25 protein-coding genes, 1 tRNA gene, 1 pseudogene and 1 riboswitch are annotated in these 24,949 nt (G+C 65.6%); of the genes and pseudogenes, 13 read left to right on the forward strand and 14 right to left on the reverse strand.

Going from position 1 to position 24,949, the window contains the following annotated elements; translation table 11 throughout:
* Positions 1-173: 173 nt before the first annotated feature.
* Positions 174-719, forward strand: coding sequence for a DUF2231 domain-containing protein (locus E0H45_RS34805; RefSeq protein ID WP_131345345.1), 546 nt, complete (start codon positions 174-176; stop codon positions 717-719).
* A gap of 101 nt (positions 720-820) precedes the next feature.
* On the opposite strand, the gene E0H45_RS34810 is transcribed toward E0H45_RS34805, so the two are convergent.
* Both E0H45_RS34810 and E0H45_RS34815 read right to left on the reverse strand, forming a co-directional pair.
* Entirely contained in the window at positions 821-2,143 is a 1,323-nt protein-coding gene (locus E0H45_RS34810; RefSeq protein ID WP_131345347.1) for a Gfo/Idh/MocA family protein, read from the reverse strand.
* 30 nt (positions 2,144-2,173) lie between these two features.
* Positions 2,174-3,403, reverse strand: a complete 1,230-nt coding sequence (locus E0H45_RS34815) for a PQQ-binding-like beta-propeller repeat protein (protein ID WP_131345348.1) — start codon at positions 3,401-3,403, stop codon at positions 2,174-2,176.
* 189 nt (positions 3,404-3,592) lie between these two features.
* Here E0H45_RS34815 and E0H45_RS34820 point away from each other — a divergent pair, with 189 nt between their 5' ends.
* The gene (locus E0H45_RS34820) at positions 3,593-4,501 is read left to right on the forward strand and encodes an NADP-dependent oxidoreductase (protein ID WP_131345350.1); all 909 of its coding nucleotides are present in this window, start codon (positions 3,593-3,595) and stop codon (positions 4,499-4,501) included.
* A gap of 25 nt (positions 4,502-4,526) precedes the next feature.
* Here E0H45_RS34820 and E0H45_RS34825 read toward each other — a convergent pair whose 3' ends face one another.
* Positions 4,527-5,363 (reverse strand): hypothetical protein, encoded by an 837-nt coding sequence (locus tag E0H45_RS34825; protein WP_131345352.1) that lies wholly within the window; start codon positions 5,361-5,363, stop codon positions 4,527-4,529.
* Positions 5,360-5,938 carry an RNA polymerase sigma factor gene (locus tag E0H45_RS34830; protein WP_238155516.1) on the reverse strand — a complete coding sequence of 193 codons (579 nt, stop codon included), beginning with the start codon at positions 5,936-5,938 and terminating at the stop codon, positions 5,360-5,362. Before E0H45_RS34830 ends, E0H45_RS34825 begins: the two co-directional genes overlap by 4 nt.
* A gap of 1,231 nt (positions 5,939-7,169) precedes the next feature.
* On the opposite strand from E0H45_RS34830, the gene E0H45_RS34835 reads away from it, so the two are divergent.
* From E0H45_RS34835 to E0H45_RS34850, 4 genes are all read left to right on the forward strand, one after another.
* Positions 7,170-8,156, forward strand: a complete 987-nt coding sequence (locus E0H45_RS34835; RefSeq protein WP_131345354.1) for an ABC transporter ATP-binding protein — start codon at positions 7,170-7,172, stop codon at positions 8,154-8,156.
* Positions 8,153-8,953, forward strand: coding sequence for an ABC transporter permease (locus E0H45_RS34840; RefSeq protein ID WP_131345356.1), 801 nt, complete (start codon positions 8,153-8,155; stop codon positions 8,951-8,953). The genes E0H45_RS34835 and E0H45_RS34840 overlap by 4 nt, the downstream gene beginning before the upstream one ends.
* Positions 8,943-9,749, forward strand: coding sequence for an ABC transporter permease (locus E0H45_RS34845; RefSeq protein WP_131345358.1), 807 nt, complete (start codon positions 8,943-8,945; stop codon positions 9,747-9,749). Before E0H45_RS34840 ends, E0H45_RS34845 begins: the two co-directional genes overlap by 11 nt.
* 130 nt (positions 9,750-9,879) lie before the next feature.
* On the forward strand, positions 9,880-10,968 hold the full coding sequence (locus E0H45_RS34850; RefSeq protein WP_131345360.1) for a Gfo/Idh/MocA family protein: 1,089 nt from the start codon (positions 9,880-9,882) through the stop codon (positions 10,966-10,968).
* Between the two features lie 16 nt (positions 10,969-10,984).
* Here the strand turns inward: E0H45_RS34850 and E0H45_RS34855 are convergent, their stop codons facing one another.
* On the reverse strand, positions 10,985-11,851 hold the full coding sequence (locus E0H45_RS34855; protein WP_131345362.1) for a glycosyltransferase: 867 nt from the start codon (positions 11,849-11,851) through the stop codon (positions 10,985-10,987).
* Between the two features lie 612 nt (positions 11,852-12,463).
* Between E0H45_RS34855 and E0H45_RS43940 the strand changes: the two genes are divergently transcribed.
* Positions 12,464-12,913, forward strand: coding sequence for a ribonuclease FAU-1 family protein (locus E0H45_RS43940; RefSeq protein WP_165546692.1), 450 nt, complete (start codon positions 12,464-12,466; stop codon positions 12,911-12,913).
* Between the two features lie 225 nt (positions 12,914-13,138).
* Here the strand turns inward: E0H45_RS43940 and E0H45_RS34865 are convergent.
* Together E0H45_RS34865 and E0H45_RS34870 are read right to left on the reverse strand one after the other, a co-directional pair.
* A pseudogene (locus tag E0H45_RS34865) lies at positions 13,139-13,933 on the reverse strand (IS481 family transposase); the annotation flags it as partial.
* Positions 13,934-14,049: 116 nt separating this feature from the next.
* Positions 14,050-14,122: transfer RNA gene (locus E0H45_RS34870), tRNA-Lys, on the reverse strand.
* Positions 14,123-14,384: 262 nt separating this feature from the next.
* On the opposite strand from E0H45_RS34870, the gene E0H45_RS34875 reads away from it, so the two are divergent.
* Complete coding sequence (locus E0H45_RS34875; protein ID WP_202872656.1) at positions 14,385-14,963, forward strand: G5 domain-containing protein; 579 nt, start codon at positions 14,385-14,387, stop codon at positions 14,961-14,963.
* A 154-nt stretch (positions 14,964-15,117) separates the two neighbouring features.
* On the opposite strand, the gene E0H45_RS34880 is transcribed toward E0H45_RS34875, so the two are convergent.
* Positions 15,118-15,639 (reverse strand): YceI family protein, encoded by a 522-nt coding sequence (locus E0H45_RS34880; protein ID WP_131345365.1) that lies wholly within the window; start codon positions 15,637-15,639, stop codon positions 15,118-15,120.
* Between the two features lie 31 nt (positions 15,640-15,670).
* Positions 15,671-16,075, reverse strand: coding sequence for a pyridoxamine 5'-phosphate oxidase family protein (locus E0H45_RS34885; protein ID WP_165546693.1), 405 nt, complete (start codon positions 16,073-16,075; stop codon positions 15,671-15,673).
* 84 nt (positions 16,076-16,159) lie between these two features.
* Between E0H45_RS34885 and E0H45_RS34890 the strand changes: the two genes are divergently transcribed.
* The 3 genes from E0H45_RS34890 to E0H45_RS34900 all read left to right on the forward strand — a co-directional run bounded on the left by E0H45_RS34890 (position 16,160) and on the right by E0H45_RS34900 (position 18,200).
* On the forward strand, positions 16,160-17,104 hold the full coding sequence (locus E0H45_RS34890; RefSeq protein WP_131345369.1) for an ArsR/SmtB family transcription factor: 945 nt from the start codon (positions 16,160-16,162) through the stop codon (positions 17,102-17,104).
* 15 nt (positions 17,105-17,119) lie between these two features.
* Positions 17,120-17,231: riboswitch (TPP riboswitch) on the forward strand.
* A complete protein-coding gene (gene thiS, locus E0H45_RS34895; RefSeq protein ID WP_131345371.1) occupies positions 17,222-17,425 on the forward strand; it encodes a sulfur carrier protein ThiS in 204 nt (67 codons plus the stop codon). (Overlaps the previous riboswitch by 10 nt.)
* Before the next feature lies 1 nt (position 17,426).
* Positions 17,427-18,200, forward strand: a complete 774-nt coding sequence (locus E0H45_RS34900) for a thiazole synthase (RefSeq protein ID WP_131345372.1) — start codon at positions 17,427-17,429, stop codon at positions 18,198-18,200.
* On the opposite strand, the gene E0H45_RS34905 is transcribed toward E0H45_RS34900, so the two are convergent.
* Positions 18,175-20,031, reverse strand: coding sequence for a DUF6807 family protein (locus tag E0H45_RS34905; protein WP_202872657.1), 1,857 nt, complete (start codon positions 20,029-20,031; stop codon positions 18,175-18,177). The two genes, E0H45_RS34900 and E0H45_RS34905, sit on opposite strands and share 26 nt — an antisense overlap.
* 81 nt (positions 20,032-20,112) lie before the next feature.
* On the opposite strand from E0H45_RS34905, the gene E0H45_RS34910 reads away from it, so the two are divergent.
* A complete protein-coding gene (locus E0H45_RS34910) occupies positions 20,113-20,499 on the forward strand; it encodes a RidA family protein (protein ID WP_131345376.1) in 387 nt (128 codons plus the stop codon).
* On the opposite strand, the gene E0H45_RS34915 is transcribed toward E0H45_RS34910, so the two are convergent.
* Together E0H45_RS34915 and E0H45_RS34920 are read right to left on the reverse strand one after the other, a co-directional pair.
* Positions 20,496-21,368 (reverse strand): serine hydrolase, encoded by an 873-nt coding sequence (locus E0H45_RS34915; protein WP_131345378.1) that lies wholly within the window; start codon positions 21,366-21,368, stop codon positions 20,496-20,498. The genes E0H45_RS34910 and E0H45_RS34915 overlap by 4 nt on opposite strands.
* On the reverse strand, positions 21,365-22,237 hold the full coding sequence (locus E0H45_RS34920; RefSeq protein ID WP_131345380.1) for a LysR family transcriptional regulator: 873 nt from the start codon (positions 22,235-22,237) through the stop codon (positions 21,365-21,367). The genes E0H45_RS34915 and E0H45_RS34920 overlap by 4 nt, the downstream gene beginning before the upstream one ends.
* A 121-nt stretch (positions 22,238-22,358) precedes the next feature.
* Between E0H45_RS34920 and E0H45_RS34925 the strand changes: the two genes are divergently transcribed.
* Positions 22,359-23,288 (forward strand): MBL fold metallo-hydrolase, encoded by a 930-nt coding sequence (locus tag E0H45_RS34925; protein ID WP_131346008.1) that lies wholly within the window; start codon positions 22,359-22,361, stop codon positions 23,286-23,288.
* On the opposite strand, the gene E0H45_RS34930 is transcribed toward E0H45_RS34925, so the two are convergent.
* Positions 23,278-24,051, reverse strand: a complete 774-nt coding sequence (locus E0H45_RS34930; protein ID WP_131345382.1) for an alpha/beta fold hydrolase — start codon at positions 24,049-24,051, stop codon at positions 23,278-23,280. The genes E0H45_RS34925 and E0H45_RS34930 overlap by 11 nt on opposite strands.
* 150 nt (positions 24,052-24,201) lie before the next feature.
* A complete protein-coding gene (locus E0H45_RS34935) occupies positions 24,202-24,945 on the reverse strand; it encodes a GNAT family N-acetyltransferase (protein ID WP_202872658.1) in 744 nt (247 codons plus the stop codon).
* Positions 24,946-24,949: the final 4 nt, after the last annotated feature.

Raw genomic sequence — 24,949 nt, forward strand, 5'->3', positions numbered from 1 at the left:
GCAAAGACCCACAAAGCGGTTCCGTACCCACCGCCCACGTTTCGCTACAGAAGGTAGTTGCCCGTCACCATGCCGCGCCACCCCCATCAAACCGGAATCCTGGGTCAGGCCCGCCCCTGAGCAAGGTCACTCAGTGCTTCCAAGGGTGTCGGGTGTGTGCGTATCTTGAGAACGTGGCCTCGAGACCCTTGCCGCAGCGCGCGGTCCGCGCGGTCGGCGAAAGCCCGCTCTCTGAGCGCGTGGCCCGCGCTCAGGAGCTGGCCTATGCGCCGCTGATCGAGTGGGTACGGCGCAGTCCGCTGCACACCGACGTACTCGGTCATTCGATACATCCGTCGCTGACCGACGTGACCACTGGGTGCTGGCTGGGCACGTCCCTTCTCGACCTCACCGGTGGATCCGATTCGCGTCGCGGAGCGGCGCTGCTCGCCGGGTTCGGCGTACTGGCGTCCGTGCCGACGGCCATCGCAGGCGCCGCCGACTGGGCCGATCTGTCGGGCGCCGAACGCCGGATCGGCGCAATCCACGCGCTCGCCGCCGACACTGCGATCTTCCTGTTCGCCAGCTCGCTCGTCGCGCGTCTGCGCGGCAGGCACCGGACCGGCACAAAGCTCGCCCTGGCCGGGAACCTGGTGATAGCGGGTGCGGGCTTCCTCGGCGGGCATCTGGCTCTGAACCGCGGAACCGCTCGCCGAGACTCCTTTGCCGAGAGCAACTAGTACGGCTCAGCTTCGGCGCTGCGGCGTCTGGCCATCGAGCACGGTCGACTCGGACCTCGAGCCGATCGACGAGGCCGGCCGTCGCTTCGACTGGTGAGACGTCAGGCGTCGACCACGGGCTGCAGTTCGGCGAGCTCGACCCAGCGGTGCTGCTGTCGGGCGCGTTCGGCGGCGAAGACCAGTAGGTGGCCGTTGACCGAGTCGGCGAGCTGCGTGCTCGACACGCTCGCCGGCTCTCCGCGCACGACTCGGACGAAGTCCGCCACGAGCCGATGGTCACCGCCGCCGTGCATGTCGTCGACCACCGACGTGGTGATGATCTCCTCGTCGAACGAAGCAGCTCCGTCGGTACGAATGCGACGTACCCGCAGCGTCCCGTCCTCCAGCGCCCCGGAGATCTCGCCGGTCGTCCCGACGACATGGAGCGTGCGGCTCGACGCCGGTGTGTTGGTCGCCAACGCGAAGGACCCGATAACCCCGTCGGCGAACTCGACGCTCACAGTCTGGCGATCGAGTACGTCGTTGTCGGCGTGCCACACGCACCGGCCGTAGCGGTTGTCGGTGCGCAGCGACTCGAGCTTCTGGTCCAGGTCGAGGTCGGGGCTCAGGTGCTCGGCCTGCTCCCAGATGTACTCCGGCCACTTGTTCAGGTCGACGTACAGACGCTGTGCCGAGTACGAGCACGTCGCCTCGATCGAGCAGTCGGACAGGCACCGCGTCCCTGCCCCTTGCGGCGCCCGCTCGGGTACGAACATGCCACGAGATCCCGAGCTGGCGACGCGGGCCGGGGCTGCGGCGTTGCACAGCCACGTCATGAGATCCAGGTCGTGGCAGCACTTGGCCAGGAGCATCGACGAACCCGACTGCTCGGAGTTGCCCCAGCGACCACGCACGAACGCCATCGACATGTGGTCGTAGCTGACGTGCTCAGCCATCTCGATGCTCAGCGGCTCGCCGATCTCGCCGGCGACGATCCGGCGCTTGGCTTCGCTGTAGAACGGTGCGTAGCGCAGCACGTGACAGATCATCAAGGTCCGCCCGGACGTTCGCTGCGCCTGTGCCAAGGTCATGAGCTCCGGCGCGCTCTGCGCGATCGGCTTCTCCAGCAACACGTCGTACCCGGCGGCGAGCAGGTGGATGGCAGTCGGCACATGATCTTGGTCCATCGTGGCGTCGATCGCCACGTCCGCGACCGCGCCTGCTTCCGGAAGGTCGGTCAGCGACGAGTACCGGGCTGCCTGGGGAATCCCGAACTCGGTGCCCCACCGCTCGCGACGCGTCGGATCAGGCTCGACGATCGCGGTGATCGCCAGCTCGTCAGGCGCGACCTGCGCGTAGCGCGAGTAGAGCACGCCACGATGCCCGGCACCGACGAGCACGGCGCGCACCGGCGCGGACGGATCGGTGGACAGAACTGTCTGCATCTATCGCTGTCTTTCTCTCGGCCGGCCTACTCAAGCGGGCGTGATCCGGTGAACCTCGACGTACCCGCCTCGGCCGGCAACCAGCCACTTGTCGGAGACGTCGGCGAGGGCTATGCCTGGCAGGCTCGGCGAGCACGGTGCACCGGTGCGGTCCACCGCGATCGTCCCAACTAGGTAGTAGTCGTTCTTGTCGGTTTGCTGCGTGTCGCCGAGGATGCCCCAGATGTACGGCCCGACGCCGTACGCCGCCCTGAACTCCAGGCCCTTGGGCCGATGCTTCCCCTTTGTGGGCGAGCCTTTGGGCAGGGCTTGGGTAACGAACCCGTTCGGACCCTTCGCCCACCAGGCGACGCCGTTGTCCCAGACGAGCAACGGTGGATCGCTCGCCACCACGGTCGGCACGGTGTCGGTATCGAAAGCGAGTGGCTCACCATCGGACAACCGGATCACGTCGACATCCGTGCGGTCCGCGTGTTGCAGCACGGTGTGGTCGCCGGCCGTTCCCTCGTGTTCGTGCGGTCCGCGCGACTGATGCGTACCGGTCCAGCGAGCCGTTCCAATCCGCGCATCCCGGACCTCCATGTTCCAGCCCGACGGCGTCCGCTTCGCGACGACGACCGAGTTCCCGTCACCCGAGACCCCGACGACGTCTACGGCACGCCACAACTCGTCGCCGGTCTTGGCATCGAGCGCGATCGTGGTCGGTGACTGGGCACTTGTCGGCCAGCCAGGGCCGAACGGCGTGCTGACGGTCGCGAGTACGACGGACTCGGACACCGCCGTGACCATCGTGCGCTCGTTGGACGGGGTCGCCACGGCCCGAAAACCCCAGACCGGATCGCCTGTTCGGACGTCGACGCCGACGACCCCACTCGTCGCCGTGCCCCTGGGTGCGGACGCAACGGAGATCGGCAGGATGTCGCCGGCAGCCCGGACCGCCGGCCGCTGAACCAGCTCCGCCACGTTGCCCAGAAACCCCGGGCCGACGGCACAAACCCAGACGGCCTCCAGCTCCGGAACCGCGAACGGTTTCTTGCCGTCGATCACCCACTTCAGCGCACCGTCCGGCGCGCTGAAACAGCAGACCCGAGCGTTCTCCGTCCCCGTACCGTCAACCATCACGACGGTATCGCCCACCAACTGCACCCGCCCAGGCATAGCCGGCCCCGGCGTCACCACCCGCTCCTGCCAAACCTTCTCGAGCTTCAACTTCGGTGCGGGCTTGTCCGCGGTCTCCCCACACGCCGCAAGCAGGGGCACAGAGGCAGCACCAAGAAGGACAGCCCGACGGCGTACAAGCACGACCCGACCGTAACAAGCCACCAGCCCACCCACGCCCGCGCTCCGGGTGGCCCATCGAAACCGACTCCGAATGGCCCATTGATCGCGGGCCGCGGCTGCCTACGGTCGATTGAGAGCCATTCACAACGACCACCACAAAGGATCTTCATGCGTGCCATCACTGTCCGGGACCGCGAGGCCGAAGGCTACGGGCTGTCCCTGACCGAGTTGCCCTACCCCCACGCCGCCGAGAACGACGTCATCGTGGAGGTCCACGCCGCCGGGTTCATCCGAGACGAGCCGAACTGGCCCGGGACCTGGACCGACCGCGCCGGCCGCGACCGCACGCCGAGCGTCCTCGGCCACGAAGCGTCCGGTGTGGTCGTCGAGCTCGGCTACGGTACGACGGGTCTCACGGTCGGCCAGCGTGTCTTCGGGCTGACCGACTGGGCCCGCAACGGTTCGCTCGCCGAGTACACCGCCGTGGAGGCCCGCAACCTGGCTCCGCTCCCCGCCGACGTGGACCACGTCACCGGTGCCGCTCTGGTGATGCCCGGTCTGACGGCCTGGCAGGCGCTGTTCGACCACGCTCACCTGCAAGCAGGCCAAACCGTCCTGATCCACGGCGCCGGCGGCTCCGTCGGATCCGTCGCCGTACAACTGGCCCGCGAGACCGGAGCCCACATCATCGGCACCGGCCGGGCGTCCGACCGGGACCTCGCCGGCACCCTGGGCGCCCACGAGTTCCTCGACCTGGACAGCGACCGCCTCGAGGACGCCGGCGAGGTCGACGTGGTGTTCGACGTGATCGGCGGCGAGATCCGCGACCGCTCCACCGCCCTGTTGCGCCCCGGCGGCACCCTAGTCACCGTCGCCGACCCGCCAACCGTGCACCCTCGCAACGGGAAATCAATCTTCTTCGTAGTCGAGCCCAACCGCGAACAATCAACTCAACTGGCCACCCGCCTCCGCAACGGGCAACTCACACCACTCGTAACGGCCGTCCACGACCTCTCTGCCGTCCCCACCGCGTTCGCGGAACACACACGCGGCAGGATCATCATCAAACTGAAATGACACGGTTCCCCAGAGCCCCGAGGCGTCAGTTGGGTAGCCAGGTCCAGGGGAGGTTGGGACGGCAGTCCTTGGGAGCAGGGAGTGGCCTTTCCGAGCCGATCAAGGAGTATTTGCGGCCCGTCGGGTCGGCGCGGCAGGCGACCTCGTCGGCCCTGCGGTCGGCCTCTGTCTCGGCGCTGGTGTAGACGAGGTTTCCGGTGGCGTCGTACCCGCGAACGACGTACGGGCGAGGGCTACTGTCGGTCTGCGCCTTGCTGGCCGGCACGGACCTGACCGGGGCGTAGTAGAAGCCGTTGCGGAGCAGGGCTTCGACCGGCTCGCCGCCGAGCGGCGTGACGGTGATGCGCCTGACCGATTTCACGTACCCGCCGCTGCCCGGCCCGCCCGCCTGCACCTCGTTGAACAACCCCAGCCTCGGTGTTTCCGCGGTACCCGAGACCAGGACTCCGGCCTGGTTGAACCCGCAGTTCACCCACATGCCGTCGCCGTAGCCGACGACCCACGTCCGGACATGAGCGTCGCCGGGTGGGTTCACGAACCGGAAGCCGTCGAGGACCGCGTGGCCCGTGGACGTCGCGAGGTTGTAGCTGACCAGGCAGCGCTGACCGAGATGCGCCTTCTCCCCCGCGCTCAACGGCTCGACCGCCGGCGCCGACGCAACCTGCTCAAGGCGCGGGTTGCCGTTTCTCAGAGCCAAGCCAAGAGCCACGACCAGGACGACCGCCGCGACCGCGGCCAACGGAACGAGCAGTCGGCGGCGTGACGGCGTACCGGATTCGCTCTCGAGGATCGAGATCAGTTCGTCGCGCTGACGCTCTCGGGTCGACGGGCGCAGGTCACCGTCGGGCAGCAGAATGTTCATGCCTGGGTCTCCAGATTGAGTTCGCGCAGATGCTTTCGAGCGCGGGACAACCGCGACTTGACCGTGCCGATCGGTACGTCGAGCGCTACCGCCGCCGCGGCCTGATCGAGTCCTGCCCAGACGCACAGCTCGACGATCTCGAGTTCCTGTCTGGGCAGGCGTTTCATCGACGCCTGGACCGCCCGGATCCGGCGGTCGTCATCGAGCCGCCGCGCCACGTCGTCCGCAGGGTCCTCGACCTCGCTGTGGATGAGATGCGCGGCGGCCAGCGCGCGGCGGTAACGAAGCTTGCTCCGCCACTCGTTGCGGGCGGTGTAGTCGGCCGTCCGAAGCAGCCAGGGCAGAGCCGAGTCACGATCGAGCACAATGTCACCCCGTCGCCGCCATGCCTGCAGGAAGACCGCGGACGTCAGGTCCTCCGCGTCACTCCAGGACCCGGTCCGGCGGTGCAGGAAGTTGTAGATCGCCCGGGCATGCCGGTCGTACAGCTGCGCGAACGCCTCGGAGTCGCCCTCCGCGGCTCGATCCCACAGATCCCGATCCGAGACAGCAGGCAAAGCCCGTATGCCGCTCACTCCACACTCCCCTCACGATTGCCCTTGCAATCGTTAGGTGTCGGCGCGAGCAGACGGGTTCCCGATCAGACGATGATTCCCTCCGCGAGCGAGCCACTCCGCAGCGAACCCAGCCAATCGGCTGAGTACAGGCTGACCCAGAGGTCCGGGAACGGAGCCAACAGACGCCTGACCTGGGAATTTGTAGGCCCCTGGGACTCGACCCACAACCCGCGGACTATGGAATGCGTCTGCTCATCGGTTGTCATCCACTGCCAAACCTACCCATGACCTGCGGATTCATACGACCAGGCTGCGCATCCGTGACCGTGCACAGTCATCGGCCTCCGTTGATTCTCCTGAGTAGAGGCGGAGAACTCACAACTGAACCGGTCTGTCCCGAGCCGGAAGGAACCGTGTCCAGACCTCACAACTGCCATCAAGACCCTCCCTAGCGGACATCCACGGGCCAGCCAGTTGCAGGGTCATCTGCGGGGCAGGTCTTCTCCGGGAATCACGACGTGCGCACACAATTAAGCCTCGTCACGCACCTGGGCATGGCGGAGAGTTTGGCCAGTATGCCGGGAAATTGTCGGCACAGCGCTACGGCGACCACCTATATGCCAGCTCGAGGCCGTCGGCCTTCGTATGAGCAGCACGGGCTTGCTTGCAGTACCGGCGCGCCTACCGCGCGACGCCCGCGGAGCGACCGCAGGTAGGGACTTGGTGGGGGGAAGTGCCGGGGCACCGGGATTGGATGTGCCGAGACGACGACACTCGAGTCACCGCAAGATCCAAGCACCGCCACAGCCACTCCCGGACGCGGCTTAACGACGACACACCTACCCGGCCGCGCACAGAGAGATCCGGCTAATATACGGCCAGTGGAGGGAAGGTCTGGACCTTCGGGACGAGTCATTGCGCAGGTGCGCGCTTGCACCTTCACATCGCTCGACAAGTCGAGGCAACGCCGGGGCGGTCCGAAAGGCGTCGCTATTGCCGCCCATGCCGCGACAATCACTAGCAGCTTCGAGGGGATCTGAATGCAGGACACGGTGATGGGGTCCCTCAGAGTCTTGCGGCCTCCCCGGAACCAGCCTTCTCTGTTGCCGTTGGTCAGGCAGAGAACGGTCGTCTCTGTTCAGGGAGCACACCCTCGACACCCGACGCTGTTCTTAGCAACCGTACGACGGCAGACTTGTTCAAGCCTGCGCTTCCGCTGCCCGGGAGAACCCGAGATGGTCGTCAAGACATGTCGATGATCGTTGCGGAACATCTGGTCAAGCAGTTCCATCGCCGAGCCTCAGCAGAAGGCCCCGCCTCCAGGTTCCGGTCGTGGTTCGCGGCCCGTGAGGCCGTCCGGGCAGTCGATGACATCAGCCTCACCGTCGACAAAGGCGAAATAGTCGGATTCCTAGGTCCGAACGGGGCGGGAAAATCCACGACCATCAAGATGCTCACCGGGATCCTGGTGCCGACCGCCGGTCGGGTCGAGGTCGCCGGCATCGTGCCGTGGCGGCATCGGCGTCGTAACGCACTCAACATCGGTGTCGTATTCGGTCAGCGATCTCAGCTCTGGTTTGATCTGCCGCTGCGCCGATCGTTGGAGGCAATTCGGGACTTGTACTCGGTGTCTGCTGCCGACTACCGCCTTCGTATGAGTCAGTTCGACGATCTACTTGACCTCGGCTCCTTTCTCGATACTCCGGTTCGATCGTTGTCGCTCGGGCAGCGCATACGCGGTGACCTTGCTGCGGCGACTCTGTATCGCCCACCAGTCCTCTATCTCGACGAACCCACGGTTGGACTCGACGTCGTGGCCAAGGTCGCCCTACGTGACCTCATCACGAGCCTGAACGTTGACGGCCAAACGACCGTAATGCTCACGACGCATGACATGGATGATGTCGAGCAACTGTGCCAACGCATCATGGTCATCGACGGCGGAAGAATGTTGTACGAGGGCGACCTCAACGACCTCAAGCGACGATTCGCCCCCTATCGCGATCTGATCGTCACGCCGCGGTCCCCGGGCGATGCTGACCGAATCGATTCAGGCCTCGCTACACGCGTCAGTTCGCCAGGATCCGCAAAGGTAACCCTGCGCTTCGACCCCGAGGAGGTGTCAGCGCCGGAGGTCATCCAGTCGGTATCGAGCCAGTTCGACGTGTCCGATCTCTCGCTCCTCGATCCTCAGCTGGAAGACGTCGTACGCCGCCTTTACGGAGACAGCCCGTGAGGGCAGCGCTTCGCGGGACAGCGGCGATGGTCCGCCTTGGAGCACAGTCGGCATTTCACTTTCGTGTCAACATTGGGATCAGCGTCGTCGGTGCCTGTTTGCAGGCCGCCCTACTGGTCGTCGTGTGGCGAAATGTCTATGCGAACCGTCAAGCTGTGCAGGGTGTCGACGTCGACCTTGCTGTTCAATATGCGATCCTCTCTGTCGCGGTCGCCCATCTGGCACTGCCGTTCCGGCTGTCCTCCCTCCCCGAGCGTGTCCGTCTGGGCGCGATCGCCACAGACGTCATCCGCCCTCTTGGCGTCACGTCTCAGAACCTCGCCCATAGCGTCGGTGAAGCAGCCGCGGCCTTGCCCGGATCGGTCGCTGCTCTAATTGTGGGCTGGGCACTCGGTGGCATCAGCGATCCTCCGGATCTATGGGCGGGTGGCCTCTTTGTGCTGAGCGTCGGACTCGGACTTCTGATGGCATGGACCATGAACTTGACAGTGGCGATGATCGCGTTTTGGACCACCGATACTCGTGGCGCGTTCTATATTTACCGGACCATCGCAACCTTCTGCTCCGGCGCAATCGTCCCCTTATGGTTCATGCCAGAACGGCTCGCACACATACTGAACGCACTGCCTTTCAGATTCCAAGTATTTGGCCCACTCGAAATATGGTTCGGGCAGGTGACATCGGATCAGTCAAAGCAACTATTGATTCAACAAGTTGGGTGGCTCGCACTACTACTCGCGTTGCTGCACCTGGTCGCCAGTCGCGCTCTACGAGTGGTGGTAGTTAATGGCGGGTAACACCCTTACTGTCTTCCGAGTCCTCATCCGATTGAGCCTGGCATCCGAGCTACAATATCGAGGCAACCTGCTCCAATCCTTGATCGGTGGCGCCGCAGCACAGGCGACCCAGCTGTTGTTGATCGGCGTGATCCTCAATTCGTTTGGGGCAATAGGCGGTTGGTCCGCCAGTGAAATCATGCTGCTGGTAGGATTGCGCATGGCAGGGCATGCGGTCTATGCGTTCTTCTTTAGGCGCGTCATCGACAACGATCGTGTCGTCCACACCGGAGAATTCGATCGGTATCTCCTCAGACCTATCTCGCCGTTCTTGCAGCTGTTGACGCGCCAGTTCAATCTTCAACAACTGGGAGACGTTGTCATCGCGGCAGCGGTCCTGGGAACCGCGGTTCGCAACGCATCGATCGACTGGAACGTTGGACTGGCGCTCTTTTGTGGCGCTTCGGTCATCGGTGGCGGGCTCATCGAGGCTTCTCTCCAGACGCTCCGCGCGGCAGCAGCATTTCGCCTCAAAAATACCGATGCCCTCACCGGAACAATTGACAGTTTGGTTGGAACATACTCGAACTTTCCCTTGCAGATCTTCGGAGGGGCTGCCTCCGCATTCTTCACGTTCGCCGTCCCGTTGGCATTCATTGCATGGGCGCCGGCCGCCGTCTTACTCAATCGAGGTGCGGATCTGGGCTTCCCGACGGAAATCGCCTGGGCTACGCCTGCCTACGGGCCAATCTTGATGACGTTCGCCGTCGCCATCTACCATCTTGAGTCACGGCACTATTCGAGCCCCGGGAGCTAGCGACCACGAAGCTGGCCACTTTTTAAGCACACCCCCAGCTCGCTCAGAGCCCGCACAGCGAGCAGCATAACGCAACCAACAATGAACGGACAATATTCCGGCGCCGGGAGAAAAGGAAGGAAGTGTCGCGTTGAGAGCGAATCCAGAGCCGCTACGCGTGGGAATGGTTGGTTGTGGCCGCGTCAGTTCGAAATATATCGAAGCAATTCGCGCTGCCGACCGATTGATACTGGCCACATGTACTGATTTGAACCTGGCTAACGCGCAAGCCGTCGCAGATGCTCACGGATTCGACGTCGCTGATTCGCTTGAAGCTCTGCTCCAGGATGAGTCGGTGGATATTGTACTCAACCTGACACCTCCTCATGCGCACGAGGCCGTCACCGTCTCGGCTCTTGAGGCCGGAAAGCACGTCTATTCGGAGAAACCGCTCGCCACAACGCGGGAGGCGGCGCGTCTAGTTATGCACACAGCGGCGTCGTCCACCTGCCTCCTTGCATGTGCGCCAGATCAGATCCTCACCGGGGCTATGCGGGGAGCCCGCGAGATGATCGACGCCGGGCGAATCGGAAACCCGATCGCCGCGACCGCTTTCATGATGAATCGCGGCCATGAACAATGGCATCCCGATCCGGCCGGCTATTATGCACCACCGGGAGGCGGACCATTCTACAACCGGGCCGGCTACTACGTGGGGGCACTTATTAACCTGTTCGGTCCGGTTGCCGAGGTTTCGGCTATGGGACGAATCACGTGGCCCAGCCGCGAAATCAAGACAGGATCCAAGGCTGGCGATCTGATATCGGTGGAGGTCCCGACGCACATATCCGCAAATCTAGCCTTCGAAAACGGCGTAATTGCAACCGTCGTGATGAGTTTCGATGTCTGGAACACCAGCCTGCCAAGAATCGAGATCTACGGCTCGGAAGCGACCGTCGTGTTGCCTGACCCAGTCAGCAACAACGGCAACGTTCTCTTCCTACCGCAGTATGAGAGCGAAGCTCAGAACATCCCGATGCGACAGTCGCAGGACCTCGGCACCGGGATACGCGATCTGGCTTCAGCCATTGATAACAACCGCCAGCCAATATTGCATGCCGGTCTTGCTTATCACATCGTCGATATCATGGAATCCGTACACGTCTCCATTACTCAAGGCAGCACTCAGCAGATAGAGAGCTCTTGCCTGCGACCGGAGTTGAGCGTCCTAACGCCGTAAGGCGACAGCCGCCGTCCTACAAGTTCGCGAACCTAGCAATTTGATCGACCGCGATCGCAGCTCCGTCGCCATGGAGCCGCGCGCGCCAGTGTGCGACATTTGACCGGACCTGGCTATCGGAGGAAAGATGCTCAGCTACTGAGCGGACCTCCGCCCATGGAATGACAGGAAGGTGAGTGGCCTGCGGGCGGAGAACGCGCCCGAGACCCATTCGCTCCATCCACTTGGCATTGAGTTCTCGCTCTGGACTTGGATTGAGGACGATAACTGACGGCAGTGATGCCTGGATGCAACTCAGACAGGATCCGTGGCCTCCGATGGTAACTGCGCACTTGGCAGTTCTTGCCACGACGCTCATGTCGAACATCACCCTTATGGAAGTTTGGCCAAATTGAGATGAATCACGAAGACGCCGCGCTGCATCGTCGTCACCTGTCGCTATCATGATTCTGCTACCAAGATCACCGAACGCATCCATGAACTCCTCCGCTCGCGCAGCGTCGAACATTGTTCTGTAGAAGAATATTCCGCCTCGCTCGGTGTCATGATTGCCACCTGGTGCGCCGGGATCACTTAGCATTGTCAGTGGGCCAACATGCTTCACATTCTCAACTGGCTGACAACCTGGAACTGGATCGAATTCGGGGATACTCGGAACAATGATCAGCCCTCGCGCATACAACTCCCGGAGGTCCCCTCCTATTTCAGGGAGATCATGGGCGGAAAGGACGCGATTGAATGGCTCCACCGCTAATGACCATGTCCGGCTCGCACCGTCATAGGCAAAACCAACTAGATGCACCTGCTGGCAGATCGAGACAGCCGGAACACTTGCTGCATTTGCAGCGACTACCACACTCGGCCGATTGTCGTGCACGACCACGTCCGCTCCTGCTCGCGCGATCAAGGCCCCATCGGCTTCAACAGCATCTCGCACATGATCGTAGTCCCGCCAGCACTGCCAAAGTTCCCGCGGAATCAGGTTGGCGGGGTACACAACTGGCTCACAATTTGCATCTCTAACTAGCGCGATCTCTGCTTGCACGTTCCGTACCGCAATGGTCACTCGCCAGCCTCGAGCCCTAGCAGCACGGCCGATGACAGCACATCTCGACACGTGCCCAAGGCCACCTCCCCAGGAGAAGAACAGGAGCGTTGGCAGCGATCCCACGGGCATCACCTCCGGCTTTCATTGACCCACGCTAATTGGCTCCGACTTCTGGAGTCACATGACAACAACACCAATCGCATAAGAAATGAGGTCCATGTGGCTCTAGGTGGCCCGCAGGATAGATTACCGCAGCACGGCCTCGGCGACATCGTGGCTTGGCGATGCATCCAGGAGTCGCGATACGATTCACCAAGGCACATCACGTACGCGATGCCGGCTATTATGCTCAGCGACGCCGGCGATTCGATCGCGATCCATCACGTGCCACGTTCCGTCCCCAAGCGAAGATCCGGATCGAGAGTGCGGGGGCCTCGCGGGAATCGGATGTTGCCAAACGCTTGGGACGGTTCCTATGAAGACGCGCCTGCGTTCATGGGCGAGAATGTTCGTGTTCACCTGAAGGACAGGCAATACTCCATCTTACGAAACTGGAACCCTGTAGAGCGACAGTTTCGCGGCTGGTATATCAACCTCGAACTGCCATGGAAGAGCTCTCATTGCGGCTATGACAGCGCTGACCTGATTTTGGACGTTGTGGCCTCAGACGATCTGAGGTCGTGGCGGTTAAAAGACGAGGACGAGTTTCGTTGGGCAGGCGACGCAGGAATCCTGGATTCCTCGACCATGAGGTTCGCCGAGCGGCAGGCCAGGTTGGCGATGGATGACATCGCTCATCTGCGGTGGCCATTCTCGGCAGACTGGTCGCGGTGGGCACCACGGGCCGTATCGTTCGCGCCCAGGCTGCCGACTGGCTGGGATCAGCTGGACGGTTGAGCTCAGATACTTCGGTCAGGTTGAAGTTGATCGCCCCTGGTCCGGTGGCCTCTTGCTGGTACAGGTCGGGCAAAGGCTGAACCACAGCAGATGCAGGCGGGCGGAACTTGCGATCACGGCGGCAATGGGATCACTCTCGGCGAACTGGTGACGCCCCGGATTGCCCGTCCGAGTAGCTGCCGATCGTCCTGAGTGGTTGCTCACCGCTCCTCGGCAGCGGGTGCGGAACTCCGCGCGCAGGGTGCGGTGGAACCGTTCCACCTTGCCGGTCGTGGTGGGTGAGCGGGGCTCGGTGAGCCGGTGGGTGATGCCGTTCTCGCGGCAGATCCGGTCGAACAGCACCTCGACCGGTGGGTGGTTGAACCGGCCGGTGAACACCTTGCCGTTGTCGGTCAGGATCTCCTCCGGTACGCCGTAGGTCCGCATCGCCGCCGCGAGCCCGTCACAGACCCTGGGCGCGGTCTCTCGGATCATCAGGTACGCGCAGATGCAGTACCGGGAGTGGTCGTCGATCCCGGTCAGCGCCTTCGCGCGGCGTCCGTCGGCCAGCTCGAAGCCGCCGACCACGTCCATCTGCCACAGTTCCATCGGTTCGGCCCGTTCCCAGCGTCGCCAATGCTCGTCACGGTGCCTCCTGGCGGCCGGGTCGATCATCCCGGCCCGGACCAGGGCCCGGTAGATCCCCGACCGCGACGGCACCACCACATCTGGCGAGTCGGCGAGCCTCTGATCGTGCTGCAAGTCGTACAGGATCCGGCGCGGGCCCCAGCCGGGATGCACCCGGCGCAGCTCCAAGATCCTGGCCTCGACGACCCCGCCGAGCTGATGCGGACACGACGCCGGCCGGCGCGACCGCGGCGCCAACCCGGCCAGGCCCTCGTCTTCGTAGCGCCGCAGCCAGGCATGCACCGACTGGCGCGACACGCCCCACTGCTCAGCAACCTCGCTCACCGACCGTCCGTCGGACAACACCGCGAGTACTGCCTGGTACTTCTGCTCCTGCACGCTCAACTCCTGCAACATGAGTCGAGTGTCAAGAAACAACCGAAGCCACCGTCAAGCATCTACCGGAGCCGCGTAAAGCAACAGCCCGAGCCAACCTGTCAAGGATGACCCGGGCTAATACAGGAAAGAGGTAGGCCCCGTGGGACTCGAACCCACAACCCGCGGATTAAAAGTCCGCTGCTCTGCCAATTGAGCTAGAGGCCCTCATCTGGTGAGGGGAACAGTGTGTCAGGTTTGGTGGGGGTTTGCTTGGTGGGGGGCTGGGGTGAGGGGTTGTGCGGCGGGCGGGGTGGTGGTACAGATCGGAATTCGCTCGGGTGGTCCGGGGTGCTGACAAATCCTGCCGCGGGGGGAACCGACGGCGGGTTTGGGGGGATACATCGTGTTGTTGCTTCGTGCTGCGTTGGGGTCGGTTGCGGTGGTGGCGCTCCTTGGGGGGTGTGGGGCGGATTCGGGTACGTCGGGGGTGCGTGAGCCGGCTGCGGTCGCCAGTGGGCAGGTCAGCGTGACACCGACAGCGGTCAGCACGGCGGGGCCGATCAATCCGGCCTTGCCGGGCACTACATCCGCTCCGGTGGTGACGCCGAAGACGTCCACTTCGCCCAAGGTGAGCGTCAAGCCGTCGGTGACCACGACGAAGGAGGTCGTGGAGATTCGGGTGATTCCGTTCAAGAAGAAGACGGTGACGGATGACTCGTTGGCCAAGGGTGAGCGGACGGTGCGTACGGCGGGGGTCAACGGTACGCGGCGGCTGGTCTATCGGGTCACGTACTTGAACGGCGTGCAGACGGCTAAGCGGATGGTTCGGCAGGAGGTGGCGAAGGAGCCGCGTTCGCAGGTGACGGCGGTTGGTACGAAGGTTGAGGAGCCGGAGCAGTCCGGTGGGTGCGACCCGAACTACTCCGGTTGCGTTCCGATCGCCAGTGACGTTGATTGCTCGGGCGGGAGTGGGAACGGGCCTGAGTACGTCGCCGGGCCGGTCGATGTCGTCGGCTCCGACATCTATCGCCTCGACGCCGACCACGACGGGATCGCCTGCGAGTAGAACTTGGGGAGGATCGTCTACCCGGATCGGGAAGGAATCCTCCCCAACACGCAGCAAGCGGCACCGCGAGCGGAGAGCTGGGGCTCGAGTTGGCGCGTTGGCCCCTCAGATGCCAGGTGGCGCGGGGTGAGGTGGGCGCTCAGGTGCGCTCGTTTCACGCGTGCTCGGATTGGGTGTGCTCGTGGTCGGCGTGGTGGATGGCGGTTATCGCTAGGTCCAGGGCGACGTTGGGGTGGATCAGGGCTGTGGTGAGGCGGTTCCAGTTGGCGTTCCAGGTGTGGCGGTTGAGGGTGTGGGACGTCTGCAAACGGAGTTCGTTGGGGGTTTCGGTGAGGGTGAAGGGGATGGTGATGGGGTGGGTGGCGCCGCGGATTGTCAGGTCGCCGGTCACGTCGAGGCGCTGAGGTCCGGTTTGTACGACGGTGGTCGCGACGAAGGTCATTGCCGGGTAGGTCGACGTACCGAAGAAGTCCTGGCGTAGTTGGGCGTCGCGGCGGGGGTTGCCGGTGTCGACGCTGTCCAGCTGGACGGTGAGCCAGCCTGTCGACGCCGCGCCGTCCACCCGGAAGGCGCCTTCGAACGTCGTGAATCGGCCATGGACCTTGCCGCCCACGCGGTGGGCGGCCACGAACCCGATCCGGGTCAGCTCCCCATCGAGTACGTAGTAGTCACTCATACGAGGTACGACGAGGCAGCGCGGTGAACTGTCAGTCGATGACCGCTGAGGTGATCCGTCGCGGGGTGATGTCGAACATCGAGTCCTCGGGTGGGTTGGCCAGGTACTCCGCGCGATGCTCCTCCGGCAGGTACTTCTCCACCATCGCGTTCAGCAGGTCCGGGGCAAGCGGAAGGAACCGCGCCACGCCCTGCATGTTGACGTACTTCGCCGTTGCCCCGTCGACCGTCTGGATCGAGAGTGACAGCTCTCCCGTGCCGGTCCGGTGCAGCCTGGTCTTCTTCGACTTGGCCGGCGTCATCACCTGGAATCTGTTCTCATCAGGCAGGTGGTGGAACCACACCGGCGTCACATGCGGCGACCAGCCCGGGTCGTCGACCGCCAGCACGGCCACCACCGGCTGCGCCAGGAACTCTGCAATTTCGTCGTCGTCCATCGCTCGAAACCCCATGGAAACCACGCTCCCACCAGCCACCGACAATTCGGCCATACTTCGTGTCGTGACTGAAAGCGAGGCGCGGTGCTCACCTACGTCCTGAACTCGCAGGATCTGGCCGACGTCCGGTTCGCCGTGTCGCCGGTCGCGGAGATGGTGCTGTCGTTGCGCGCACTCAGGGATCCCGGCCGCTTCCCGCTGCAGCTCAGCTGGGTCCGCGCCGTACAGCCGCAGGTCGCCGCCCTCGATTGGTCCGTACTGCGGTGGCTCGTCAACGACACGATGGGCAGCCCGGACTTCCTGACGCCACGACCGACCTCCCCGCTCACCCAGCTCTCCGACGAGCTCGACGTGATCGCAAGAGTCACACAAGACACCTTCGAGCGACAACTACTAGCGGTCAACGGCGAGCTCCCAGAAGACCTGACCGTAGGCAAGGTGGTCGAAACGCTCAGCCAGTACTGGGACGCCGTCATGGCGCCGTACTGGAGCCGCATGCGCACCCTCCTCTCCGCCGACATCAGCTACCGCGGCCACGTCGTCACCCAGCAAGGAACCGGCGCGATGCTCAACGGCCTGGGCCCTGCGATCACGTACGCCGATGGGCTCCTCAAAGTCGACCGCGTCGCCGAGCAGAGCCGCACCGAACACGTCGAGGGCCGCGGGCTCGTACTGCAGCCGACCCTGTTCGGACCGCACGCCGTCATCCCGTTCGACCCCGGCGCCGAACCGCTGCTCGGCTACCCGCCACGCGGCCAGGCCCACCTGTGGTCCGTCGTCGAGCCACCGTCCCGCCACGACCTCGCCCAGTTGATCGGTACGCCGAGAGCGCACATCCTCGAGCTCCTCACCTATCCCCGTACGACGACCGATCTGGCCGGCGAACTGAAGGTGACGCCGTCCGCGGTGAGCCAGCACCTCCAGCTCCTTCGCCGTACCGGTCTCGTGGAACCGCAACGCACCGGCAAACAGGTCCTCTACCGTCCGACCGAGCTCGCGGCCCTCTTGACCGGAACACCCGTCGACTGAGCCGTCAGCTATAGTCGAAACGTCCGCGGGAGCTCGCAGGAAGTGGGCTGAGAGGGTGACCGACCCGTCACCGACCGCTGAACCTGAATCGGGTAATTCCGGCGTAGGGAGGAAGCGATGGAATCCGTCTGGGTGAACGGTACGGCGATCGACGTACCGCCCGGCAAGTCGGTGGCCGAGCTGATCTCGGAGTACTCCGATCGCGCCACCGGGATCGCGGTCGCGGTGAATCAGAACGTGCTGACCAAGGCCGAATGGGCGCAAACCACCCTGCGGCCGGGCGACCGGGTCGAGATCGTCAGCGCGACGCAGGGAGGCTGACATGGATGATCCACTGGAGCTCGGCGGGCGCACGTACACGTCGCGGCTGATCATGGGGACCGGCGGTTCGGCCAACCTGGAAGTGATGGAGGAGGCATTGATTGCCTCCGGCACCCAACTCACCACGGTCGCGATGCGCCGCCTCGGCACGGGTCACGAAGGCTCGGTGCTCGACGTGCTGAAGAAGCACAACATCGACGTACTGCCGAACACGGCCGGTTGCCACACCGCGGCCGAGGCCGTGCTGACCGCGAAACTGGCCCGCGAGGCGCTCGGGACCGACCTGATCAAGGTCGAGGTCGTTGCCGACGACCACCTGTTGCTGCCCGACCCGTTCGAGCTGCTCGATGCCGTGGAAGCCTTGGTGGCCGACGGTTTCACCGTGCTGCCGTACACGAACGACGACCCGATCCTCGCCCGCCGCCTCGAGCAGGCCGGTTGCGCGGCCGTGATGCCGTTGGCCGCACCCATCGGTTCGGCGCTCGGCATCCGCAACCCGCACAACATCGCGCTGATCGCCGAGGCAGCCAACGTCCCGGTGATCGTGGACGCCGGCATCGGTACGGCGAGTGACGCCGCGCTGGCGATGGAACTCGGATGCGACGCGGTCATGCTCGCGACCCCGGTCACCCGTGCGGAGAAGCCCGCTCTGATGGCCGCCGCGATGCGCGATGCCGTCTCGGCCGGCCGAAACGCACGCCTCGCTGGTCGCGTGCCGAAGAGATGGCAGTCGGCGCTGGCGTCGTCGCCTACAACTGGCCTGCCAACGTTTTAGCCTCCGCCCAGTCGACCGCCCGGTCCAGGAGGAGCGCGGTGAGCGACAACGTTAGGTCCTGGTTGGGTTGCAGGACCAACGGCTGCTCCCACGCGAGCGCCGGGCACGCGCCGACGTACTCACCGGATCGCAGGAACCACGGCCACACCTGATCCGGCTGCAGCAACAGCAGGCTGACGTCACCCTGCACGAATGCCAGCCATGGGCTACAAGACCCGACGGCGGCATCCAGCCCTTCACCGTCGGCACTGAGTACGGTCGTCTCCGCAGCCGGCAGTCGCCAGAAGAGACCGCCGTACCCCGCCCCGGCCCGACCCGAAGTCGCCGGGCTGTCGATCCGGATCGAGCCGTAGCGGGCGGTCAGCACGCTGCGCCAGTCGAGCCGCCAGCCGCCGAAGGCGAGATCGCCGAACAGGCGCCGGCGTTCGACGAGTTGCGGTCGCCCTTGCTCGTCGTACCAGGTGATGTCATCGACCAGCTCACGATCGTTCACGGTGACGCCGCGGCTGCGCTGCTGACCGTGGTTCGTGAGGAGCGTCGGGCCCTGGCCGCGGACGTAGGTCCGGCCGCCCCAGTGCGACGTACCGTTGACCTGCGCGACGGCGAGCGAGACGCCGTAGTGATGCCGATGGTCGACCGGGCTGACCTCGGTGAGCGGGTGACCACCGAGCGTCCGGACCGGGTGCAGGTACGGCCGCGGCGCGTGCACCTGCGGCATCCGCCGTCCGAACTCGTACCGCGCGAGCAACCCCGCCGAACTCCCCAGCGCGAAGATATCCCCCTGCTGCTGCCACCCGATCTGATCAGCTGACGCCTGAGACCGCGGCTCCTGCGGCACCGGACCGGTGCTCGCCCGCACTGCCAGCCGCAGCTCCGGTACGGCGTCCGCCTCGCCCTCCGGCGCCGTGATCGACGCGTGCAACCGCTGCCACGCAAGCTCGCCGAGGTCCTTCTGCGGCACCCGCACGGTCGTCAGCGACGGTACGGCGAACCGCGCGAGCCCGATGTCGTCCATCCCGGTCACCGACAGATCAGCCGGTACGGCGACCCCGACCTCGTTGAGCCGCGCCAGCAACCCGAACGCCACCAGATCGTTGAACGCGACCACCGCGGTGACCTGCGCTTCGAGCACCCGCTCCACCGCGGCGTACCCGTCCTCGATCGACCGGCCGCACTCGAGCCGGACGAGCTCCAGGCCCGGGATCTCCCGCTCAGCGACCGCGAGCGCCTGCAGCCGCAGCACGTTGGACGCGCTCGCCGCCGGGCCGGACAGGAACGCAAGCCGCCGGTGCCCGAGACCGACCAGGTGATCGACGACGATCCGTACGGCGCGGCCGTAGTCGACCACCACCGACGCCACCTCCGCCGGCCCCTGACGGTTGACCAGGATCACCGGCTGCACCTGCGGCAGGAGTTCGAGCAGCCGCTCCTCGTCCATCCGCGGCGAGACCATGATCAGCGCGTCGCAGCGCCGCCGGGCCTCGATCGCGATCGCCGCCTCGGCGTTCGGGTCCTCGTCGGTCTCGGCGACCAGCACCTTGTACCCGGCTGCCGCGGACGCGTTCGTGATGCCGCGCAGGATCTGCTGGAAGAGCGGGTTGCTGAGGTCCGGGACGACCAGTGCGACCATGTTCGTCCGGCCCAGCGACAGGCTGCGGGCCAGGTCACTCGGCCGGTAGTTGAGCTGCTCCGCCGCGGCGCGCACCCGGGCGACGATCTCTGGTGCGACACTGAGGCGCCCGTTCATCACCCGGGACACGGTCGCCCGCGACACCTCCGCCGCCCGCGCGACGTCGGCAATCGTGATCGAGTCCTTCGGTGTGCGTCCCACCCCCGTATCCTCTCCCGATGGAAACCGGTTTCTCAACCCTCGGACCACGCATGATGGACCGACACGGCAAACGGAGGAACTGTGAGCGAGTTGGAGTATCCGCAGGTCGAGGGCGTCGCGCCGGGCAACGGCTACAGCCATGTGGTGACCGGATCTGGCCAATGGGTGGCGATCTCCGGGCAGGTAGCGCTGGACGTGAACGGGCAGTTCGTCGGCCGCGATGATCCGGCGGTGCAGGCGGAGCAGGTGTTCGCGAACCTGGCGCGCTGCCTGACAGCAGCCGGCGCGACGTTCGAGAACGTGGTGAAGCTGACGTACTTCGTGACGGACATCAGCCACCTGCCGGAGATCCGCGTGGTCCGCGACAAGTACATCCCGGGCCCGAAGCCCGCGAGTTCGGCGGTGCAGGTGGCATCACTGTTCAGCCCGCTCGCCCTGATCGAGATCGAGGCCTTCGCGATCGTCTAGCGCAGTACGTCGACCGCTACCCGCGCGGCCTCGCCGATTGCGGCGTCGACGCGGGGCTGGCGGAAGTCGCCGCGGGCGGCGTGCGTGAAGACCGCGATCGCGAACGCCGCCCCGCCGGGCAGGGTGACCACGCCGGCCTCGTGCCGCAACGCGCCGAACGTTCCGGTCTTCCCCGCGACGCGTACGCCGTCGTGCGGGAAACCGGAGGCCAACCGGTTCAGGAAGACCTGCCGGTGCATCGTCGTCTTCACGAACTCGGTCTGCGACGCCGACAGCAACTCCCCCGCCCACAACCGCCGTAGCAGCAGGGTCAGGTCGCGCGCGCTCGCCGCTGACGCGTTCGCCGCCTCGTACACGCCGACCGGATCGGTCCGGTCGTTGTCCGCGAGTACGGCGAGGGCCGCATCCGGATCGTCGACGCCCGTACGGCGTTGCAGGTCTCGCAGGTTGGCCGCCGTACCGCGGCGGACCCAAGTACGGCGCAGGCCGAACGATTCCAGGATCTCGGCCAGCCGGCGCAGCCCGACGATGTCCAGCAGCGCATCGGCCGACGCGTTGTCCGACACCGTCGCCATCGACAGCGCCAGATCGCGCAGCGACAGCGTCACCGGGTCCGCGAACGCCGACAGTCCGGTCGGTCCGGCGGTCCGCGCCGACGGCTCGAGCGTCACCCGTTCGCGTGGATCGAGCTCCCCTAGGTCCACCAGCCGACAGAACCCGGCGAGCAGCGGCAACTTGTAGACCGATGCCATCGGGACGACGGCGTCCGCGTCGAGCTCGACGCTCGCCTCAGGCTCGTCGAGCGAGACCGCGTGCATCCAGCCGCGGACTCCGGCGTCCTCGAAGATCCCACGGATCCGGGCGTTCACGATGCCAGCGCTTCCGTGAGCTGAGCCATCACGTCGTTCGGCCGGAGGAACGGCGTCCGCGTCCTCGACCAGACGAGGCGGAGACGCAACGGCAGCGGATCGTCGGCCAGTCGATGCCGCCCGACCCCCGGTGCGATCAGTGCCGGGTCGGCGGTCACCACGATCGCCTGGCCGGCGGCAGCCATCGCCAGTCCGGCGCGCTCGTCCGTCACCACGACCGTCCCACCGTCGGGTCGGTGCAACGCCAACGTGTCCAGGAACAGATCTCGCGCTGCCGGCGCCTCGGCCCGCGGCCGCACCGCGATCGGCAAGCCCTTCAACTGCCGCAACGCCACGACCTCACTGTCGACGGTCGCTGCCGGCACGAGCGCCCAAGTCGGCAGGAGCGATACCGGCCCAGCCTCCAGACCATCTAGTACGGCGGGATGCAGTACGGCGGCCAACGTCAACCGGCCCGTGCCGACCTGATTGACCAGCGAACTCGTCGGCGCGGTCACCACCGTCACCCGACTGCCCGGAATCATCGAGCCGCAGGCCGCGGCCACCGCCGCACCTGCCGACGGCGGAACCTCGGGCGCCAGACCGAGCCGGATCTCGGGACCCTCCGGATCGCGCGCGACGGCCGCCTGGTGCAGGTCCTCGATCGAGGTCAGCGCGCGCCGCGCGTACGGCAGCAGCGCGACGCCGGCGGGCGTGAGTTCGACGCCACCGGCACCGCGTTCGAAGAGCTTCGCGCCGACCAGCGCCTCCAGGCGGCGCAGGCCCTGGGACAGCGGCGGCTGCGTGATGCCCACAGCCCGTGCCGCGTCGCCGAAGTGCTGCTCCTCGGCCAGCGCGATGAAGATCTGCAAGTGCCTTTCAGTGATCATGAGGTGACTGACCTGCGGTGATATCTCCAGCCAATCGCTCCATGCGCAAGAGCATATTCGACATGCCCAGCACGCCTCGCCTTGACTGAGGTTTCAGACGACGAGAGGAAACAGCGTGAAGGTGAGTCGGAGAGGGATGCTGACCGGGGCAGCGGCGGCCGGCGCTGCCGGTGTGGTCGGGGCGATCGCGTTCGAGAACCAGAGCGAGGCAGCGACCGCACCCAAGGCGGCCCAGCCCACCCGGGAGTCGGTGGAGCTGACCTGGTTCGGGACGCACGCGTGGCAGATCCGATGCGGCAAGAGCGTCGTACTGACCGATCCTTGGCTGACCCGATTCCACACCGGGACATTCACCCCGGAGGGCGCAGACCCGAAGACGAAGCTGGTGATCAAGCCGGAGGTGATCGACCGGCACCTGAGCACCGCCGACGCGATCCTGGTCCACCACGGCCACTACGACCACATGGCCGACGTACCGTACGTCGCGAAGAAGACGCAGGCCACCGTGCTCTGCACCGAGACGCACGCGAACATGCTGCGCGCAATGAAGACGCCGAACGACCTGCTGTCACCGGTCCGCGGCGGCGAGTACCTACCGTTCGAGGGCTTCGCGATCGAGGTGTTCCCGTCGCTGCACTCCTGCGGCGGCAAGCGGCACACGTACGCGTACCCGGGCTACCGGTACGACGTCCCGCCGCGCCCGCGCGTGATCGAGGACCTGGTCGAAGGCGGCACGCTCGCGTTCGTGATCACGATCGGCGGCCTGCGCATCCTCAGCCTCAGTACGGCGAACTTCGACCCGAACGCACTGCGCGGCCTCCAGGTCGACGTCGTACTAGCCGCTCCGGGCGGCGAGCCGGGCATCACCGATCGCCTGCTGCAGACGATCAAGCCGGTCCGGAAGGTGATCGCCACGCACTGGGACGACTTCGACAAGCCGCTCGACGACCCGGGCATCCCGTGGACCGACCTGACGCCGCTCCGCACGTCCGTCGAGAAGACCGGCGCCGAATTCGTCATACTCGATCACCTGCAGCAGGTCACGCTGTAGGCAGGAACTCGTCAAGAACAGCGGCCACTTCCTCGGGATGTTCCAGAGTCTGCATATGCGGTACGCCGGGCAGCTCGCGGAAGCTCGCACCAGCGATCCCCTCCGCGAGCTGTCGCAGTACGGCGGTGGGCCCGGACACGTCCGCTCCGCCGGCAACCACCAGCACCGGCGCTGGGAAGTGGGCAAGCTTGCCCTGGGCATCCAGTTCCTTCATCGACCGCCACGCCGCCGCCCAGTCGGCCGGATCCATCGCGAGCACGGAGCCCCGCGCGTACTGCACGCCAAGCGTGTTGTCCGCGAGGGCTGCAGGGGTGAACCACCGAGTCATCGTCTCGTCCACCTGGGTACGCATACCGTCGGACTCCGCCGACACGGCCCGCCGCTCGAAGACGTCGGGGAACGCCCGGTCGGTCGTCGCCAGCAGTGACATCGAGGCGAACCGGCCGGGTGACTCGATCGCTGCTGTCTGGGCGATCGCACCGCCGTACGAAAGCCCGACGACATGCGCCGTGACCAGCTCGAGCTCGTCGAGTACGGCGATCAGGTCCCGCGCGGTGTCATGCAGCGTGAACGGGCGCGGCGACCCGGCAGCCTCGCCGTGACCGCGGAGGTCGTACGCGAACACCCGGCGGCCGACGGCGAGCTGGTCGAGGATTGGATCCCACATGAGTTTGTCGAGGCCGAGCGAGTGCAGCAGCACCACCGCCGGCCCGCTCGTACCGCGTTGCAGCAGGCCGGTCCGGTGATCCGGGAGAGTCAGCACGAGTGCGATCTTAGATCTCCATCTGTCGAGCACATGGCCTGAAGTGTGCACTTTGGACAGGAGGTGTCCGGCGATCGAGCCAGATTCCCGGTGTGCTCAGGCGTGCTGTGGGCTGCAGTGGTCGCATATGTCCTGTCGAGCTGCACGCGCTCAGGGCAGGACGCGGTAGTGGTAGCGCGAGGCGGTCTGGAAGCCGAGGCGGTCATACAGAGCGCGGGCCGGGGTGTTGGACTCGACCACCTGGAGCCAGACACGGGTGACACCGAGGGTTGTTGCCCGCTGCAACAAGCCGTGGATGACGGTCTGGGCGAGGCCTCGGCGGCGATGGCCGGGATCGACCGCGAGGCAGTAGAGACCGGCCCAGCCGTCGACCAGGGCGAGCCGGCCGATGGCCTGGATCGGCGAGCCGGACGGGATCACGGCGTACAGCGCACGACTGCGGTTGAGGATCTGCCGGGCAGCCGCCTGTGCGGCGGACCCGCCGCGGCCGTCGACGGCCCACCAGAAGTCCATCCAGTCGTCATCGGGCGCGGTGGAAATATTCACCGTGGCGAGCGGCTCGGACAGCTTCGCGAGAACGTCGGCAACCTCCGCACACATCACCAACGTCGGATTGCGGAGTTCGTAGCCGCGGGCCGCCAGGTACTCGTCGAGGTCGCCGGGCTGCGCCGCCGGACCCACCTGGAACGACGGCCTGATGTCGTGCGCGACATACAGGTTCTCCACGTATTCCAAGGCCCTGTCGAGGTCGAACGGCGCACTCGCGGGCAGCACCGAGTTGGCTCGCAGGGTGACCCCGGCGTTGTGTCGGACCAGCCAGCCGTCCAGCTCGGTGCTGTGCGCGGCGGGCCAGCCTTGGTTCATCAGGGCATCCATGCGAGCTTCGGCGATCACTCCA

It is taken from the genome of Kribbella soli (assembly GCF_004331345.1).
GTDB lineage: Bacteria > Actinomycetota > Actinomycetes > Propionibacteriales > Kribbellaceae > Kribbella > Kribbella soli.